14 protein-coding genes and 1 pseudogene are annotated in these 15635 nt (G+C 60.6%); 10 read left to right on the top strand and 5 right to left on the bottom strand.

The genetic code is table 11. From position 1 onward, the window contains the following. On the bottom strand, nucleotides 1-521 hold a 521-nt coding region (locus LCM4576_RS23720; protein ID WP_407067397.1), incomplete at its 3' end, for an IS110 family transposase. 1 nt (nucleotide 522) lies between these two features. Between LCM4576_RS23720 and LCM4576_RS37785 the strand changes: the two genes are divergently transcribed. Continuing rightward, nucleotides 523-708 (top strand): integrase core domain-containing protein, encoded by a 186-nt coding sequence (locus tag LCM4576_RS37785; RefSeq protein WP_371410081.1) that lies wholly within the window; start codon nucleotides 523-525, stop codon nucleotides 706-708. Between the two features lie 151 nt (nucleotides 709-859). Continuing rightward, nucleotides 860-1540 (top strand): annotated as a pseudogene (locus tag LCM4576_RS35985) (transposase); the annotation flags it as partial. A gap of 420 nt (nucleotides 1541-1960) precedes the next feature. Here the strand turns inward: LCM4576_RS35985 and purU are convergent. The 4 genes from purU to LCM4576_RS23750 form a co-directional block, all read right to left on the bottom strand. Next, nucleotides 1961-2845, bottom strand: a complete 885-nt coding sequence (gene purU, locus LCM4576_RS23735) for a formyltetrahydrofolate deformylase (RefSeq protein ID WP_071034923.1) — start codon at nucleotides 2843-2845, stop codon at nucleotides 1961-1963. Between the two features lie 142 nt (nucleotides 2846-2987). Next, complete coding sequence (locus LCM4576_RS23740; RefSeq protein WP_041005532.1) at nucleotides 2988-3821, bottom strand: TIM barrel protein; 834 nt, start codon at nucleotides 3819-3821, stop codon at nucleotides 2988-2990. A gap of 156 nt (nucleotides 3822-3977) precedes the next feature. Continuing rightward, nucleotides 3978-5009 carry a LacI family DNA-binding transcriptional regulator gene (locus LCM4576_RS23745; protein ID WP_071034924.1) on the bottom strand — a complete coding sequence of 344 codons (1032 nt, stop codon included), beginning with the start codon at nucleotides 5007-5009 and terminating at the stop codon, nucleotides 3978-3980. A 270-nt stretch (nucleotides 5010-5279) separates the two neighbouring features. Then, on the bottom strand, nucleotides 5280-6293 hold the full coding sequence (locus tag LCM4576_RS23750) for a LacI family DNA-binding transcriptional regulator (protein ID WP_071034925.1): 1014 nt from the start codon (nucleotides 6291-6293) through the stop codon (nucleotides 5280-5282). A gap of 214 nt (nucleotides 6294-6507) precedes the next feature. Between LCM4576_RS23750 and LCM4576_RS23755 the strand changes: the two genes are divergently transcribed. The 8 genes from LCM4576_RS23755 (at nucleotide 6508) to trbJ (ending at nucleotide 15617) form a co-directional block, all read left to right on the top strand. Beyond that, on the top strand, nucleotides 6508-7320 hold the full coding sequence (locus LCM4576_RS23755; RefSeq protein WP_071034926.1) for a 3-methyl-2-oxobutanoate hydroxymethyltransferase: 813 nt from the start codon (nucleotides 6508-6510) through the stop codon (nucleotides 7318-7320). A gap of 1012 nt (nucleotides 7321-8332) precedes the next feature. Continuing rightward, nucleotides 8333-10363 carry a conjugal transfer protein TraG gene (locus tag LCM4576_RS23760; protein WP_071034927.1) on the top strand — a complete coding sequence of 677 codons (2031 nt, stop codon included), beginning with the start codon at nucleotides 8333-8335 and terminating at the stop codon, nucleotides 10361-10363. 118 nt (nucleotides 10364-10481) lie between these two features. After that, a complete protein-coding gene (locus LCM4576_RS23765) occupies nucleotides 10482-10895 on the top strand; it encodes a CopG family transcriptional regulator (protein WP_042643597.1) in 414 nt (137 codons plus the stop codon). Beyond that, nucleotides 10892-11860 carry a P-type conjugative transfer ATPase TrbB gene (trbB, locus tag LCM4576_RS23770; protein ID WP_071034928.1) on the top strand — a complete coding sequence of 323 codons (969 nt, stop codon included), beginning with the start codon at nucleotides 10892-10894 and terminating at the stop codon, nucleotides 11858-11860. The genes LCM4576_RS23765 and trbB overlap by 4 nt, the downstream gene beginning before the upstream one ends. A 10-nt stretch (nucleotides 11861-11870) precedes the next feature. Continuing rightward, a complete protein-coding gene (locus LCM4576_RS23775; RefSeq protein ID WP_040980072.1) occupies nucleotides 11871-12179 on the top strand; it encodes a TrbC/VirB2 family protein in 309 nt (102 codons plus the stop codon). Then, a complete protein-coding gene (locus LCM4576_RS23780) occupies nucleotides 12179-12451 on the top strand; it encodes a VirB3 family type IV secretion system protein (protein WP_071034929.1) in 273 nt (90 codons plus the stop codon). The genes LCM4576_RS23775 and LCM4576_RS23780 overlap by 1 nt, the downstream gene beginning before the upstream one ends. After that, on the top strand, nucleotides 12445-14895 hold the full coding sequence (trbE, locus tag LCM4576_RS23785) for a conjugal transfer protein TrbE (protein ID WP_071034930.1): 2451 nt from the start codon (nucleotides 12445-12447) through the stop codon (nucleotides 14893-14895). Before LCM4576_RS23780 ends, trbE begins: the two co-directional genes overlap by 7 nt. Next, complete coding sequence (trbJ, locus tag LCM4576_RS23790; protein WP_071034931.1) at nucleotides 14892-15617, top strand: P-type conjugative transfer protein TrbJ; 726 nt, start codon at nucleotides 14892-14894, stop codon at nucleotides 15615-15617. Before trbE ends, trbJ begins: the two co-directional genes overlap by 4 nt. The last annotated feature ends 18 nt before the right edge of the window (nucleotides 15618-15635 follow it).

The raw sequence follows: 15635 nt of genomic DNA on the forward strand, positions 1-15635 counted from the left end.
GGAAGGTCTGCTCGTATCTCATCCAGCTTCGCAATGAGGGCATCGACCCGGTGTATTCCCTGAGCGACAATGACCCCATACTCGGCCAAGTGCGCCCGGAACGCACACGCCGCCATGGTTCGCTGCCTAACCAAAAGGCCTCGGGCCCTGTGCAGCATCAGGAACGCCTGATCTTCACGCGATTTGATCGGAACAAAGCGCATGTTGGGTCGGGTCACTGCTTCACAAATTGCCGCCGCGTCAGTGGCGTCATTCTTCGCGCCGCGACGCACGAAAGGTTTGACGTAGCTTGGAGGAATCAGGCGCACGTCATGCCCGAGCCCTTGCAACTGACGGGCCCAGTTATGGGCAGTTGCACAGGCCTCAATACCGATCAGGCAAAGCGGCAACGCTTTGAAATAGGGCAGGAGATCACGACGAGTGAGCCTTTTGCTGTCAATCGTCTTGCCAGATGCATCGGCGACATGGACGTGAAAAACATTCTTGGCTAGGTCGAGGCCTACGGTGGCTGGGTTCATCAGAATGCTCCTTTTGCAGTGTAGGACCAGTATACGGTCCCTTCTCAGAAGCGGGGCCGTCTTCCCCATCAACGGGCGCCTCAGCCTCAGGGACGAGCGCCTCAACAACACGCTGTTCTCGACGCTGTCCGAGGGCCGCAACGCCGTCACTTCATGGAAGGAGGATCACAACCACCCCAGACCACACTAGGCCCTCGGCAACATGCCGCCGGCTGAGTTCGCAATGAGATCCACGCTGGAAAAACAGGCCTCATGAGGCCAGAAATGACCCCTGAAAACTGGACTGTTCGAAAGTTGAGTTTTCCGCGGTAACATCCCTTGACTGAGAGGAGCGGAAGATGATGAAGGCCCCGAAGTTTTCCGACGCGCAGAAGGCGTTTATTCTGAAGCAGGGAGCGGACGGGATTCCTGTTGCCGAGATCTGTCGACGGGCGGGAATCCGCCAGCGACCTATTTCAACTGGAAAAAGAAATACGGCGGACTGCTGCCGACCGCGATGAAGCGGCTGAAGCAGCTTGAGGACGAGAACGGCAAGCTCATGAAGCTGGTGGCCGATCTGTCCTTGGACAAGGAGATGCTGCAGGACGTCATTCGCCGAAAACTGTGAGGCCTGGTCGCAAACGCGAGCTGGTGGCGGAGACGTGTGAACGTGTCGATCCGAAGGGCATGCTGGGTTCTGGAGTTCGCCACCTCTCACTACAAGTCCCGCCGCCGCGATCAGGGCTGGCATCGAAGCTCGGATCAAGGACATCTGCGCCACGCGGGTCCGCTACGGATACCGCCGCGTGCACGTAATGCTCACGTGCGAGGGCTGGGACATCAACATGAAGCGATCCTATCGAATTTACAGGACTTGGGCCTGCAGCTCAGGAACAAGACGCCGAAGCGGCGTGTGAAGGCGAAGCTGCGGGAAGGCCGGGAGGAAGCCGTCGGCCCGAACGACGTCTGGGTGATGGACTTCGTCCACGATGAGCTCGCGACGGACAAGAAAGATCCGTGTGCTGACGGTCGTCGACACGTTCTGAGGCGGGGCGTTGAGTCTCAGTGGCTACCGTCAAGCAGGGAGATATAGCGGAGCACTTGTTGCGTTCGATACCTTTGATACCTAAGAAGCACGCGATGGTGATCGCGATAGGGCACCTGCTCGATGAAAACGTCAATCTGTTTGTTCACGAAAGCGRCCTGCAGTTCGAAGAACTCGGACGCGATGATGCCGCTACCTGGCCGCTGTCTCGAGATCGCCGTGAAAATGRTAAGCTCGGTGAATTGTCAGTCTGTCTCGATGGGCCTGCCAGAGCACATGCGGGCTCTTCGGCTCAACAATGTGACACCACGCAGTGGTCGGCCATATCAGATCGCCCGAACCTCGCCCGATGCCCTCTTCGTGCGACCGTTTGTCCACCGGTGATCCGTAACTGATCTTTCAATCATCCTGCGGGCGTTCATCCCATTCGCTCTGAAGCATATGAACCTGGCGAAGGTGGAAACACGACCGTCTTGCTGCCGTTGAGGAATACTCGTCCGTGGATGTGCGCGTGTACCGCCCGCGCCAATGCTTGTGCCTCAACGTCGCGGCCGAGGCTGACGTAGTCATCATTCGACTGGGCATGTGTCACACGGATGATGTCCTGCTCGATGATCGGCCCTTCATCGAGATCTGCGGTCACGTAATGYGATGTGGCGCCGATCAATTTCACCCCGCGTTCGTAAGCTTGCTTGTACGGACTGGCGCCTTTAAAAGAAGGCAAAAACGAGTGATGGATGTTTATGATGYGCCCGGACATCTTCTGGCACATTTCATCCGAGAGAACCTGCATATAGCGGGCAAGCACGATCAGCTCGGCCCCAGTGCCGGCCACGATCCGCATTTGCTGCGCTTCCGCTTCGGATTTGTTGTCTTTTGTGACCTTGATGCAGTGAAACGGAATGTCGTGATTCACCGCGAGCTTTTGATAATCCATGTGATTGGAGATCACTGCCACGATCTCGATCGGAAGAGCGCCGATGCGCCAACGATACAGGAGATCATTGAGGCAGTGRCCGAATCGCGAGACCATAATGATGACTTTTCGCTTCGTGGCCTCGTCGAAGAATTCTGCTTCCATCCCAAAGCGCGACGCGATCGGGGTGAAACCTGCGCGCAGCTCTTCGAGTTCAAGCCCACCCTCGGAACGGAAGCTCACCCTCATGAAGAAATTGCCGGTATCAGCGTCATCAAACTGCGCGCTGTCGGTGATGTTGCAGGCCTGATCGGCAAGAAATCCCGAGATCGCAGCTACGATCCCCCTGGTGGAGCGRCATTTCACCCGAAGCGCGAAGCTGAACATCGTTTCCTTCCTTCATAGTTTCACGCCAGCAAGTTGCGGCAAAACTTCGACTGACAGCCCGTTGGTGAACAGGCAGGTGCCCACGCTGCAAAAAGACCCGGAGCTCGGGATCCGGGAGTGAGCAATTGTTACCGCGCGGGTCTCAATGGAGATTGGAGCGGATGAAATCCATGCTCAGATTGAAAGCCTTCTCAGCATTGTTTAGCCGATGAATCTCGCGAGAGAACGGCTCGTAGGAGAAAGCGCCAGAATAACCTTTGTCAATCAAAGCACGGATCTGATCGATATTGCCGAGCCGGTCGCGTTCGTCGACGAGGATTCGATGGCCATCTTGCATCTCCTCGGGGCTAAGGGTCGGAACGACGACACCGGAGATGTGGACAATGCCCGTATGCTCAGGAAAGAACTCGCTCTCGCCTGCAAGGCAATGGTGAAAGGTGTCGTGCACGAGCTTATAGCGCCCGCTGCCGCCGACCGCCTCGATGGCCGCGACGGCATCGGCCTTGTACCGCAGCGACGAGGTGACGAAGCCCAACGGCTCGACAAGCGCCACCAGGTCGGCTGCGTCCAGCATCGGCAGGATCTCGCCCAGCGAGCGACGCAGCGCCTCCTTGCGGCCGCCCTCGCTGTATTGCGGTGCATCGTTGCGCGGAATTAGGCTGATCGACTCTGCACCGGCCTCCTTGGCTTGGTTGATGAGCAGCTGGACCTTCGCGCGCACATCGTCCGACCAGGCGTTGAATCCATAAACTTCCGAAAGCCCGAGAAGACGCAGGCCTTTGGAGCGCGCATAGTTGCCGATCGCCAACGGGGCTTCGCCGTCGAAGAAGGCCGCATCCGTCAGTTGCTTGTCCGCCAAGTCATTACGCAGTTCGACCCCCACGCAGCCGAGCGACGCCGCAAGATCGAGGAACGCGCGGCAATCGAGTTCCGGCGCTGCCATATGGTTCATGGCGAACTTCGGGTGACCTGTCATGTAAACTCCTCATGCGGTCGCGGTTTGGACCGATTTGGCCTTCACTGACGAAGCTCATTCCTGTGGTCAACCAGGCGAAAACGAAATCCCATCAGCGAAGAGGGATTGCGGCAAATCCATGCCACTATTCTCTCATTCTATCATAAAGGCGCTGGATTACACGCTTTCTGGGACGTGTAGTGTGAATGGGAGGAATAATTGTCCACTCGTCTCTAGCGGTCCTGCCTGGAGGGTCCTCACCATCAGGTCGATCAGCGCCCGACAGAGCTGCTCGAGCGGTGTCGCGATGACACCGACGACCAGATGCTCTTGCAAGGCGTCGGTGGTCTCGGRCACGAGTTCGTTGACAACGACGCTTGGCGGCCGCGCAAGATCCAGTTCGCGTAATGCCGCGATTGCACCTTCGAATCCACCGCCGGCGACATAAAAGCCGGCGAGATCGGGATACCGTTCAACCAGGGTAACCGTCGCCTCGTGGGTGACTTCCTTTGTGTCGAGGTTCACCAGCGTGTCCAGCACATGGAACTGCGGCGCATGTTCGCGGAAGTAGCTGCGAAAGCCCGTTTCGCGCAGTTCGTGGCCATGCCAACGGTGGCTACCCACAAAGACCGCCACCTTGCCGACCTGCGGCGCCGTCCGCGAGATTAGCCAGGCCGCGGTGCGGCCTGCCTTCATGTTGTTAACGCCGACATAGGTGTGGCGAACGCCCTGGGCGAAATCAGACAGGAGCGAAAACACGGCCTTTCCGGATGCCTTCAATGTCTCCACCGCGCGCGTCACCAGATGATGATCGAGRCTGGCCATCCCGATCACGTCCGCGCGCGTCGCCACCGTCTCCAGCGCCTTGACGAAGTCGGACGGGGTCTGGGACCGGACGAATTCGATATGCACGATGCCTCGAACACCCGGCGTTTCTTCCACCGCTCTGGTCAGTTGCAGAGCGAACGCCCTATAGAACGCCTGTTCCTCCTTCAGAAGGAGGAAGCCGARCCGGATAGGCCGAAGGTCTCGCTCGATACGCTGCCGGATGAGACCMGCGGCGTGATAGCCGATCTCTCTCGCGGCCTCGTAGACCCTGCGGGCGGTCTCCTCGCGCACCGGATGCCGGCCGTTCAGCACACGATCGATGGTCGAGACCGAAACCCCTGCACGCTCAGCGAGATCCGTGATTGTTGGTCGCCTGGCCATGGCCCGAGATGAGACTGAATGAAAGGCAGATAAACTGCCGATGAGAGGCTTTGAAACATTACACCATCATGGGGTAGAGCAAGGCAAGAGGCGCCGTTGCGCTTTAGGTGGAGACTGCCAATGCCGGCCGAGGACCGTTCATGCGAAACGCCGCGRCTCGAAACATCCCCCGAATCCTTGGTTTCATTACCTTGCAAGCTATTTGGTTGACATTGCTTTCATGTCGCAWCTGTCGAACACCTGGAGTCGTGGCACGCGCTCGGCAGCGGATCAGCTGTTCTCCCTGAGATAGATCTCGAAGGGTGTGAACGGTTCCGACCGCAATTGCGGCAGCCGCCCGAAATKGGCAGCCAGGAAGGCGAGCACCGAACGCGCCGCGACCGTGTTGTTATGGTCGATCACCGCGTCAATCAGTCCGGCCTTGAGGAGCCCCTTGCGCGAGGCTGTCAGTTCGTGGGTGATGTAGGCCATGCGGTGCCCATCGCGGCATTGCCGGYGCACCGACGCCACCGACCGTGAGCCGGAGGACATGTTGTAGATGCCGCGGATCGAGGGGAAACGCCTCATCTCCTCCAGCAGGATCTCCCCCGGTCGTTCCGGAATGTCCTGGCTCTCCCGGGAGGCGACGACGCGGCACCGCGGGAAGCGCTCGGCTATCACCGCGCGGAAGCCTTGCTCGCGCATGGACTGATTAAGCATCGCGCGGAAGCCCTGGATAAGCAGAATGTCGCCTCCTTCCGACCCGAGGAAACGCCCCATCAGTTCGCCGACGACGCGCCCGGACCGTTCGTGGTCAGGACCGAAATAGGCAAGGCGGCCGCTTCCCGGCAAGTCGTTGATGAAGGCGAGCAACGGCACCCTGGTGGAAATCTGGCGAAGTGCCTCCTTGATGAGAGGAGTGGCGTAGCAGGTCACCACAACTGCATCATATTCCCTTTCCAGGCCGCGCAGCCGCGCCACGATTCCCTCCGGGGTCGTGYGCTCGAAATGGAGGATGAAACTGCGCATATTGAGGTGCGTCAGCGCGCCGGTTTCCTGCACCACCGCGTTTTGCAGCCCGACATAGAAGGGGTTTTCCGGCGAGGCCATTGCAAAGGCGATGCGGACGGTGCGCAACGGCGTGCGGAAGCTCAGGCGATCCAACCGCAGCCCGTGGGCCGCGGCCAGCACCCTCTGCTCCCGCTTTGGTGATACACCGCCACGATTGTTGATGACCCGGTCCACGGTCGACAGGCTGACGCCCGCCTCCCGAGCAATCTGTTCAAGGGTGGTTGTCTTGGCCATGGCTGCTTTTTTGATGGGTTCCCTTCAAAATCCAACTGTCAGGCCCGTCCGCTGTCAAGCTATTTTCCCCAACGACACCAACGCGGCGCCGTGGGTGGAGCGAGGGGAGCAGTCTTCCCGCTTCACGCGGAAGGAGATGCAGCGCAACCTCGACAAGTACTGGCCGAAATAGGCTGAATAGCAAAAGATTCCCACCATCAGGAGAAAGTCAGCAATGGTCAGCAAGAACAGCCGCCCGACGGTCGGCGACATCCGCGCGATGAAAGCGCGGGGCCAGAAAATATCAATGCTGTACGTGACGACGCTGGATGAAGCGGCGGYCGCAGCGGCTGCCGGTATAGWCATTCTCTCTATCGAGGGTCGCTTCTTCAGCCCTGAAATGCGCCAGGCCGCCGGCAACTGCTTTGTGCAGGTCGGCCTTCCCTATGGCGCGGCGGGCAATCTCGTGACGGCCGAGGACTATCTGCGCGAGGCGTTCCGCTGCACGGGCATGGGCGGCGACTGTTTCTACTGCGCGGCCTCGCTCGATATCCAGAAGACACTTTGCGACAACGCCGTTCCGGTTGTAGCCCATGTCGGRCTCATTCCTTCGCAATGTACCTGGACCGGCGGCTTCAAGGCGGTTGGTAAAACAGCAGAGAGCGCCAGGGCCGTGTGGGACCACGTGAAGCGACTGGAAGCCATAGGCTGCTTCGGTGCAGAGTTGGAAGTTGTGCCTGACCGGGTGGCCGAGGCGATCTCCAGGAGCACGCCGCTGATCATGCTGGGCATGGGAGCCGGGCCGGGCGCGGATGCGCAGTACCTCTTCGCAGAGGATGTGCTGGGGCATACGGCCGGCCACAAGCCACGCCATRCCAAGACCTACCGCAACTTCGCGGCCGAGTTCGATCGCCTGCAGCACGAGCGCATCGCCGCCTTCCGCGAATTTTTTTCGGACGTCGCCACCGGCGTCTACCCGGCGCCCCAGCATGTCGTGCCGATGGATGACGCCGAGTACGAGCGGTTCCTGGCCGGCATACGGTCCTGACACACCCCGATCGGCGAGGAGAAAAGGACCGCCACGCAACCTCGCGGCGGCGGTTCCGCTCTCTGCATCGGAAACATGCGGCGGAGGCCTGGGACTGGACTTCGAGATGYCCGCTCTTTCACGGAAGTCCTGGAGCAGGATGCATTCGGGTGAATTTGGCACCCCGCTCTTCGTTTTAGCCGCACTTGTGGAAGCCCAGAAGCCGAGCGTTCCACTTGGATGCAAATGCTTCGCCAGGCCAACATAGCGCCGCCCTAACGGCGCGCCTCACAGACAAGCACGGTTGACGGTCAGCGTCGGATCTATGCGGTTGTCGAAGAAGTCGAGAACGTTCCTCGCCGAAGCACTRCCACGCTCCGCCTTCGGCAGGTTGCGACGATTTCAGACTCCATGGCGGACTCTGACCTGATTACTGGCTCCTCGCGAGCGACCGTGAGTAGCGAGATGAATATCGATGTTCATGCGCACGCCTGTGAGCTTCCATGTCGGGTTACAAATGGTCGGCAACGCTAGGAGCGGCCAGCACAAACTCTCTGCTCGAGACTTGATCGAACATAAACGTTGCCAGATGTCCTCTGGACAGTTTCATGCCGAGCTTCGTCCTTCCCGTGGGAACCAACCGCTAACCCGCGGCGGGACCGTCCTTGAGGAATGCACTTCGCACTCCAGTCGAGGTCGGAGTCTGCGACCAATTCGGYCGGTCGCCTTGATTTCGTCGTAGGAACTCCGTGCGATCACCTTGAACAGGGCCACCAAAGCCTTCGATTTCAAGCCGAAGCCATCTTCTGGATCGCGGTGGCTCGCGGTCGAAACCTGGATAAGTCGCCGGACATTCAGTTCGTTCATGACCGAAATCACGTTGCGAGGTCCATTCGTGACTACACAATGGAACGACCGACCGAAACGGTTGACGGCAATACATAGCGGGTCATCGCATCCAATCGTACATAAGGCGCATTCGTAATTGTGCCTGGCCGCGCGATGCTACGTGCGATACCAACGAGCCTAGCCAATGACGCCCACGAAGCTGTTAGTCGGGCAGATCGCCGTCGTGTTCGCGATCGTCATTCTTGGGGTGTGGACGTCGACGCAATGGTGCGCTCACATGCTCGGCTATCAGTCGCCGCTTGGCGTCCCATGGCTCGTCGTAGCCGGCTGGCCGATCTACAAGCCGTGGAAATTGTTTGAATGGTGGTTCCATTTCGACGCCTACGCGCCCGAAATATTTGATCAGGCCGGCGTGCTTGCCGGCGCCAGCGGGTTCTTGGGCTGCGCAGCCGCGATCGCTGGTTCACTCTGGCGCGCGCRGCAAAGAGGTCTGGTTTCCACCTACGGCTCCTCGCGATGGGCCACGACGCTAGAGATCGAGAAGGCARGCCTGTTTCTGCCGGCCGGCGTTTTCCTGGGCAAATTGAAGGATCGGTATCTTCGCCATGATGGGCCGGAGCATGTGATGGCCTTTGCTCCGACACGTTCAGGCAAGGGAGTCGGATTGGTCGTTCCGACGCTCCTTTCCTGGACTGGCTCGGCCGTCATTCACGACATAAAGGGCGAGAACTGGCAGCTGACCTCAGGCTGGCGGTCGAAGTTCTCATACTGCCTTTTGTTCAATCCGACCGATCCTCGATCGGCGCGCTATAATCCGCTGCTGGAAGTGCGCAAAGGTCCAAACGAGGTCCGCGACGTTCAGAACATTGCCGACGTCTTGGTCGATCCGGAAGGTGCGCTCGAGCGGCGCAATCATTGGGAGAAGACCGGTCACTCGCTATTGGTCGGCGCCATCCTGCACGTGCTCTACGCCGAAGAGGAAAAGACACTCGCCCGCGTCGCCACCTTCCTGTCCGACCCGCAACGCTCGTTTACCGCGACACTGCAGCGAATGATGACGACCAACCACCTTGGCGCGGCGGACAGGCCTCAGGTGCATCCCGTAGTGGCTTCGGCGGCACGCGAGGTGCTTAACAAGTCAGAGAACGAACGTTCGGGCGTTCTCTCAACTGCGATGTCGTTTCTCGGTCTCTATCGCGATCCGACCGTAGCCGCGGCAACATCGGGCTGCGACTGGCGCATAGCCGATCTCATGGATGCCGAGCGCCCAATGTCGCTCTACCTAGTGGTGCCGCCATCTGACATCTCCCGCACCAAGCCACTGGTCCGACTGGTGCTCAATCAGATCGGCCGCCGGCTGACCGAGCGCCTGGAGGGAGATCCGAAGAAGAGCAGAAAGCACCAACTGCTCATGATGCTGGACGAATTYCCTGCACTCGGTCGCCTCGACTTCTTCGAGACCGCGCTTGCCTTCATGGCGGGATACGGCATTCGGGCCTATCTGATCGCGCAATCCTTGAACCAGATCTCCAAGGCGTATGGCGAGAACAACGCCATTCTCGATAATTGCCATGTGCGAATTGCCTTTTCCTCAAATGATGACCGCACGGCCAAACGGATTTCGGACGCRCTCGGCACGGCGACGGAACTCAGATCCATGCGCAACTATRCCGGGCATCGGCTGGCGCCCTGGCTTTCGCACGTCATGGWCAGCCGACAKGAGACCGCACGTCCGCTGTTGACGCCCGGCGAAGTCATGCAGCTGCCGCCATCTGACGAACTGGTCCTGGTTTCAGGGTTGCCGCCAATTCGTGCGAAGAAGCTGCGCTACTATGAAGACCAGAATTTCACCGAGCGGGTGCTGCCTGCACCGGTATTGCGCGAGGGGCCCTACGCTGACGGTCCTGCATCACGTCCGGACGACTGGACTGGACAGGTGCGGAGCGTCGATCGCCGTCTTGCCGCCGACGACGAAAGCGCCGGCCCGACAATTGAAGACGAGGGAGGCGTCCAGCAGCAGCGCCATCCCGGTTTGCCTGAAGAACAACCCGTCGCCGCCAACCGGTCTGATCAGAGCGATCTTTTCGATCCCGCTGACGACGATAGCCAGGCGGTTGCTGACAAACGCGTCATGGATCGGGTTTCCACCGCTGCGCGTGCTTACGGCATCAATGAGGGYAGGGGCGACGACAAGGACATCGTGCCCGGCTTCTGAGCGCTGCTAAAAGCCAAAGCGTATCTCAGCGTAGATAACGGCCATAAGCGATTTCGAGCGCTTGGCCGATGCTTGTTCCCGTCGCCGGCGCAACGCCGGCCTGTCGAGAACAAGYCGCATGAAGTCCCACCGCATTCGTCATCAGTTCCTGCTCGAGCCCGAGCTCAGCGAGAAGCTGGACAATCTCAGCCGCGATCCATCGACCACCAAATCAGCCGTTGTGGCGAAGGCGGTCGAGGCCTTCATCGAGCGGCGTGGCGAGAATGAGCTCGACCGACGCTACGGCGTGAGGCTCGACCGTCTTTCCCGCGACCTCGCTCACGTCAGGCACGATACCGAGATGATCCTTGAGAGCCTGGCGCTCTTCATCCGCTTTTTGATCACGCTTCATGCCCACACGCCGGTCCCCGATCGGGCAACGCAAGCCATCGCCCAAGACCGTTTCGACAAATTCGTCGAACAGGTCGGCCGGCAGATCGCGTCCGGGAAAAGCTCTCTCGGCAACGAGAATGGCGGGGGAGGGGAAGGATGAGCTCTCATCCGGAAACCGACCATCGCCGCCGCGCCATGCTCCGCACCGCCCTAGGTCCGGCGGTCACCGAGGCRCTGACCGATCCGCTGGTCATCGAGGTGATGGTCAATCCCGACGGCGCGCTCCGGCTCGACCGACTGGGAGACGGTCGCGTCGAAACCGACGTGCATATGCACCCCTCCGAGGCCGAACGCATCATCCGCCTGGTTGCCTCCCACGTGCGCGCCGAGGCGCATGCGGACAATCCGATTGTCAGTGCTGAACTGCCCTCAGGCGAGCGCTTCGAGGGACTGCTGCCGCCTGTCGTGCTGGCGCCCTGCTTTGCCATCCGTAAGCCAGCGGCAAAGCTCTACACGCTGGCCAACTATGTCACCGATCGAATCATGCAGCCGCTGCAGGCTGATGCACTTAAGAAGGCGGTGCGCGAGCGGCGCAACATTCTGGTCGCAGGCGGGACGTCATCGGGCAAGACAACCCTTGCCAATGCGCTCTTGGCCGAAGTGGCCGAATGCGACGAGCGGGTGATCCTGATTGAGGACACGCGCGAACTGCAATGCGCGGCGAAGGACTGCGTTGCCTTGAGGACGAGGCGGGGTTCGGTGTCGCTTGCCGATCTCGTGCGCTCGACGCTGCGGCTCAGACCAGACCRCATCATCGTCGGCGAGGTGAGGGGCTCGGAAGCGCTCGACATGCTGAAGGCATGGAACACCGGGCATCCCGGCGGCATCGCCACCGTCCACGCTAACTCTGCACGCTCCGCACTCTACCGTGTTGAACAGCTCGCCCAGGAAGCCGTCGTCACTGTTCCGCGCCGCCTCATCGCCGAAGCCATCGATCTGATCGTTTTCATCGCCGGGCGCGGATCCTCGCGCCGCATCGACGCGATCGCCGAGGTCACCGGCATCGACGGCAGTGGCGACTACGCCGTCACCCAGCTCACGCTTCCGCAACTCCAGCAATTTTGAAAGGTCACCTATGCGCAAGAAGCTTCGCTTTCTTTCGTCCACCGCGCTCGCGTTTTGTTTCACGGCCCCGGCTTACGCAGCGGGCTCCGGTATGCCCTGGGAACAGCCACTGCAGCAGATCCTGGAGTCTGTGCAGGGACCGGTCGCCAAGATCGTTGCGGTGATCATCATCATCACCACAGGCCTAACCCTTGCCTTTGGCGACACGGCGGGCGGTTTTCGCAGGTTGATCCAGATCGTCTTCGGGCTGTCGATCGCCTTCGCTGCATCGAGCTTCTTCCTCTCCTTCTTCTCCTTCGGTGGCGGGGCGCTCGTCTAATGGCCACCGCAGAACAGCATATCGAAGGCTTCGAGGTGCCGGTTCACCGGGCATTGACCGAGCCGATCCTGCTCGGCGGAGYATCGCGAGCGGTGGCGATCCTGAATGGTACGGTGGCCGCCGCGATAGGCCTTGGCTTACAGCAGTGGATTGCCGGGCTGGTCCTCTGGCTTGCTGGTCACACGCTTGCAGTCTTCGCTGCCCGCCGCGATCCGGACTTCGCCAGCGTCGTTGTTCRCCACCTTCGGCTGAGGGGGTGGCTGGCATGCTGAATGTTTCAGAATATCGTAGCAGGGCCGACCGRCTTGCCGACCATCTGCCCTGGGCCGCACTCGTCGGCCCGGGTATCGTGCTCAACAAGGACGGCAGTTTTCAGCGGACGCTGYGGTTCCGTGGCCCCGATCTCGAAAGCGCGACGGAAGCCGAACTCATCGGCATCTGTGCGCGAGCCAACAATGCGCTCAGACGTCCAGGCTCCGGCTGGGCATTGTTCTTCGAGGCCGAACGCATCGAAGCCTTGGGCTATCCCGCCTCGCGCTTTCCCGACGCGGCCTCATGGCTGGTCGACGAAGAACGTCGCGCAGCCTTCGAGGGCAAAGTCGCACATTTCGAGAGCTGCTATCACCTGACCTTGCTCTTCATGCCGCCGCCGGACAGCCAGGCGAGGGCGGAAAGCGCGCTCGTCGACTCTTATCATCCAGAAGCCGAAAGAGATTGGCGCCAGGAGCTGGCGCGGTTCCGTGACGAGACCGACCGCGTGTTGGATCTCCTGTCGGGCTTCATGCCCGAAGTACGCGCGCTCGACGATGCCGAGACGCTGACTTATCTGYACGGCACGATCTCGGCTCGCYGGCATCCGGTCGCCGTGCCGGAAACACCGATCTATCTYGACGGCATTCTGGTCGATGCGCCGCTCACCGGCGGGTTGGAGCCGATGCTGGGCGATCAGCATCTGCGAACCCTCAYCATCCTCGGTTTTCCCAACCTCACTCGGCCCGGGATCCTCGACGCGCTCAACCATCAGGATTTCGCTTATCGCTGGATGACGCGCTTCATCCCGCTCGACAAGACGGAAGCCACAAAGACGCTGATGCGGTTGCGCCGGCAGTGGTTTGCAAAGCGCAAGTCGATCGTCGCGATCCTGCGCGAGGTTGTCACCAACGAGCCGGTGCCGCTGGTCGATAGCGATGCCGACAACAAGGCGCTCGATGCCGACGAGGCACTTCAGGCATTGGGCGCTGATCATGTCGGCTTCGGCTATCTCACCACAACGGTGACGGTGTGGGACGAGGACCGCCAAGCCGCCGCCGAAAAACTTCGCGCCGTCGAGCGCATCGTCAACGGGCTCGGCTTCACCTCGATCCGTGAAAGCGTCAATGYGGTCGAGGCGTGGCTCGGCTCGTTGCCCGGTCATGTCTACGCCAATGTTCGCCAGCCGCTCGTTCACACGCTGAACCTTGCCCACCTCATGCCGCTATCGTCGGCGTGGGCCGGCCCATCGGCGAACGAGCATCTCGCGAAAGTCACCCAGATCGAAGCGCCCCCGCTTCTCTTCGCGGAAACCAGCGGATCGACACCGTTTCGATTATCCACTCATGTCGACGATGTCGGCCACATGCTGATCGTTGGTCCGACCGGCGCCGGCAAATCGGTGCTGCTTGCGCTGATCGCGCTGCAGTTCCGACGTTATGCCGGCGCGCAGATCTATGTTTTTGACAAAGGCAATTCCGCTCGTGCCGCAACGCTCGCCATAGGTGGAGAACACCACGCATTGGGGGCGGACGGCTCCCTTGCCTTCCAGCCGCTGCGCACAATCGACGATCAGGCCACGCGCAGTTGGGCCGCCGAATGGATCGCMGGCCTTATTGCTCATGAGAACGTCACCGTCACGCCGGAGGTGAAGGAGGCAATCTGGTCTGCGCTTGGCAGCCTTGCCACCGCGCCGGCGCAGGAACGCACGCTCACGGGTCTGTCGGTCCTGCTTCAGTCCAATGCGCTGAAGTCCGCCTTGATGCCCTACACGCTCGACGGCCCCTTCGGCCAGTTGCTCGATGCTGATGACGATCGGCTCGCTCTGTCGAATGTGCAGTGTTTTGAGACCGAGGAGCTGATGCACAGCCAAGGCGCTGTGCTGCCGGTGCTCACTTATCTGTTCCATCGTCTCGAAGAGCGGTTTGATGGGCGGCCGACGCTGCTCATGCTCGACGAGGCGTGGGTCTATCTCGACAACCCTCTCTTTGCAGCGCGCATCCGCGAATGGCTGAAGGTGCTGCGCAAGAAGAACGTGTCGGTGATCTTCGCCACGCAGTCGCTGGCCGACATCGCGAGCTCGGCGATCGCGCCGGCAATCATCGAGAGCTGCCCACAACGGATCTTTCTCCCCAACGATCGCGCCGTGGAACCGCAGGGACGAGCCGCCTACGAGCGCTTCGGTCTGAACGAGCGCCAGATCGAGCTGGTCGCCAGCGCTACGCCAAAGCGGCAATACTATCTGCAATCGCGCCGCGGCAACCGGCTCTTCGAGCTCGGCCTCGGCCCGATCGCGCTCGCGCTCTGCGGCGCCTCCGACCCAGCCACGCAGACGCTCATCGACAGCGTCCTGTCCGACGACGGTCAGGAGAGCTTTGCCTCCCGATTTCTCAGTGCGCGCGGCCTCGATTGGGCCGCCGAGCTTCTCCGGCAATTCCCTCAACCCGACAAGGAGCAATCATCATGATGCGGCGCCGTTTTCTCTCCAGCCTGATCACGCTTTCCCTGGTCGCCAAGCCGATGGCCGACTATGTGCAGCCAGCCTACGCCCTGATCGTGTTCGATCCGTCGAACTATGCGCAGAACGTACTCTCGGCGGCGCGCGCATTGGAGCAGATCAACAACCAGATCCAGTCGCTRCAAAACCAGGCGACCATGCTGCAGAACATGGCACGCAATCTTCAGAGTCTGGATTTTTCCTCGGTCGGCCAGCTTACCGGTTCGCTCCAACGAATCGATGGACTGATGGAGCAGGCGAGCGRCCTGAGCTTCGATCTCGACAAACTTCAAGACCAGTGGCGTCAGCAGTATCCGGAAAGCTACGACGCCACGATCAAGGTCAGCRATGTGGCGAGTGCCGCACGCGAGCGTTGGCAGAGCGCCATGCAGGCGTTCCGCCAGACCATGGGTGTGCAGTCGCAGATCGTGGAAAATGTCCGCGGCGACGGCGACCTGCTCGCCGATCTCGTCAATCGCAGCCAGGGAGCGGCCGGCGCRCTTGAGGCGACCCAGGCCACCAATCAGCTGATCGCACTTTCGACCAAGCAGCAGATGCAGATCCAGACGCTGCTCGCGACGCAGTTCCGCGCCGAGGCCGAGGATGCCGCCCGGAAGGCCCAGTCCGAAGAAGCCGCTCGCGAAACGACGAAGCGCTTCCTGGGCACCGGCACAGCCTATCCCGGCAACTGATCAACAGTTCATCAGACG

Source organism: Mesorhizobium sp. LCM 4576 (genome assembly GCF_001854815.1).
Classification (GTDB): domain Bacteria; phylum Pseudomonadota; class Alphaproteobacteria; order Rhizobiales; family Rhizobiaceae; genus Mesorhizobium; species Mesorhizobium plurifarium.